The 2719-nt window shown below is 68.1% G+C and carries 1 protein-coding gene; it reads left to right on the top strand.

Annotation, left to right across the window (positions count from 1 at the left end):
* The first annotated feature begins 156 nt into the window (after positions 1-156).
* The gene (locus ABGA94_RS16770; RefSeq protein WP_375367822.1) at positions 157-2688 is read left to right on the top strand and encodes a methyl-accepting chemotaxis protein; all 2532 of its coding nucleotides are present in this window, start codon (positions 157-159) and stop codon (positions 2686-2688) included.
* Positions 2689-2719 lie beyond the last annotated feature (31 nt).

Here is a 2719-nt window from a genome sequence, read left to right on the forward strand (position 1 = left end):
GGCCGCCCGCCTCAACCTCGTTGGCGGGCGGCCGCTAACCCAGTGCGCTTCCAGCGCCGGGCGCGCCCCGGCGGCCGGTGGCCTGCGCGACGGATCGCGCGCCTGCGCGGTGCCCTCGTGGTGCCGGTCGTCCTGAACTGCCTTGCGGACCCTCCCATGCCTTCTTCCCGCTCTGCCACTGCCCAACGCCCAGGCAGCATCGCCCACAAGTTGATGCTGGGCACCGCCGTGATCGCGCTGCTGTGCTTCGGCCTGACCGCGTTCCTGATCTACCGACAGGCCAGCGCCAGTCTGATCAGCGCCTCGCGCCAGACCATGACCAGCGAGGCCAACGCCGAGGCGCGCCAGGTGGCGGCTGATCTGGGCACCGCTTTCGCCAGCAATGACGCCATGGTCGAGGCCGTGCTGGCCCAGCGTGCCCGTGGTGACATACCCGACCGCGCCAGCCTGGCGGCGGTGCTCGGCGAACAGCTGCGTGCTCATCCTCAATGGCTGGGCAAGAGCACCATGTGGGAGGCCGACGCCTTCGACGGCAAGGATGCGGAGTTCGTCAATACCGAAGCACACGATGCCACCGGCCGCTACATGAGCTATTGGGCCTGGCACGACGGCAAACCGCAGCAGTCGGTGATGACCGACTACACCGAGACTGCCAGCGGTTCCGGTGACTGGTACATGGTGCCCAGCCGCGACAAGTTGCCCAAGGTCAGCGAACCCTATGCCTATGACATCGCCGGGCAGCAGGTGTTGATGAGCACGTTGAGCACGCCGATCATCGAGAACGACAGGTTCCTCGGTGTATTCACCGTCGACTTCTCGCTGGCAGCGCTGCAGAAGCACCTGGCAACGCTGAAGCCGATGGGGGCTGGCCGCGTCGAACTGCTGTCGCCGAAGGGCGTGGTGCTGGCCTCGGCCAATGCCGCCGAGATCGGCAAGCCGCGCAACGATGCCCTGACCCGCACCATGCTGGCCGACATCGCCGCCGACCGTCCGTTCGAGGCCTTCAGCCCCGACGCGGCCGGCAACGTACGCGTGTACGTGCCGCTGCGCGTGGGCGACGCCCCGCAACGCTTCGCGCTGGGCGTGGTGATGCCGCATGCGGTGATCGTGTCTGAGGCACGCCAGCTGCTGTGGCTGACCCTGCTGGTCGGCGTGATCGCCGCGCTGACCCTCAGCGCCGGTGTCTACGTGCTGCTGCGCCGCTTGGCGATCCGCCCGTTGGCCGAAGCGGTGCGCGTGGCTGGTGATGTCGCCGCCGGCAAGCTGGACAGCACGCTGCCTGCGCGCAGCAACGACGAAGTAGGGCGCCTGCTGGACGCGATGCAGGGCATGCGTGGGCAGTTGAAGTCGGTGATGGCTGCGCAGGCCGAAATGGCGCGCCGCCACGATGCCGGTGAACTCAGCTATCGCATGGATGCTGCGGCCTTCCCGGGCGAGTACGGCCGCATGGTGGCCGACAGCAACCAGCTCGTGGCCTCCAGCAATGCGGTCACCCAGCGCCTGGTTGAAGTGATGCAGCGCTATGCCGTGGGCGACCTCAGCGTGGACATGGAAGCGCTGCCGGGCGAGAAGGCGGTGTTCACTGCCGCAATGGCGACCACCAAGCGCAACCTGGCTGCGATCAACGAGCAGATCCAGCAGCTGGCCGCCGCCGCCGCCGCCGGTGACTTCGCCGTGCGCGGTGATGCACTGCGCTTCGACCATGATTTCCGCCGCATGGTGGAGACGCTCAACACAATGATGCAGGTCAGCGACCACAACCTGGCGGCACTGTCGACGCTGCTGCGCGCGATCGCCGCCGGTGACCTCAGTGCCCGCATGCAGGGCGACTTCCACGGCGTGTTTGCGGTGATGCGCGACGATGCCAACAGCACCGTGCAGCAGCTGACCCAGATCGTCGGCCAGATCCAGCAGTCGGCGGCCAGCATCCGCCTGGCCGCCGGTGAGATCGCCGCCGGCAACAGCGACCTGTCGCGCCGCACCGAACAGCAGGCCGCCAACCTGGAAGAAACCGCCGCGTCGATGGAAGAACTGACCTCCACCGTGCGCCAGAATGCCGACCATGCGCTGCAGGCAAACACGCTGGCAGGTTCCGCAGCGGGCGTGGCCAGCGAAGGCGGCCAGGTGGTCAGCCAGGTGGTGCACACCATGGAGCAGATCGAGGCGTCTTCGCAGCGTATCGCCGAGATCATCTCGGTGATCGATGGCATCGCGTTCCAGACCAACATCCTGGCGCTGAACGCGGCAGTGGAAGCTGCGCGCGCCGGTGAACAGGGCCGTGGCTTCGCAGTGGTGGCCAGTGAAGTGCGGGCGCTGGCGCAGCGCTCGGCGGGTGCTGCAAAGGAGATCAAGGAGCTGATCGACGCCTCGGTGGCCCAGGTCGGTGCCGGTGCGCAGCTGGTGCACGGTGCGGGGCGCACCATGCAGGACATCGTCGGTCAGGTCGGCCGGGTCAACGAAATCATGGCCGAGATCTCGGCCGCGTCGCGCGAACAGTCGGCCGGCATCGAGCAGGTCAACCAGACCGTGGTGCAGATGGACGAAACCACTCAGCAGAACGCCGCGCTGGTGGAGGAAGCCAGTGCCGCCGCCCGTGCGATGGAGGAGCAGGCCGAGCAGCTGGCGGTGGCGGTGTCGCGCTTCCGCCTGCAGGCCGAGCCGGAGGGCATGGCCCGCCGCGCGGCCTGATGCCGGAAACGAAGACGCCCGGCGGGGCTGT

Source organism: Stenotrophomonas sp. 3diitr2024, from assembly GCF_042136455.1.
In the GTDB taxonomy this organism is placed as follows: Bacteria; Pseudomonadota; Gammaproteobacteria; order Xanthomonadales; family Xanthomonadaceae; genus Stenotrophomonas; species Stenotrophomonas sepilia.

What these genes read in the sequence shown, in the direction of transcription:
- ABGA94_RS16770 (WP_375367822.1), top strand. Translation starts at nt 157, where the DNA reads ATGCCTTCTTCCCGCTCTGCCACTGCCCAACGCCCAGGCAGCATCGCC.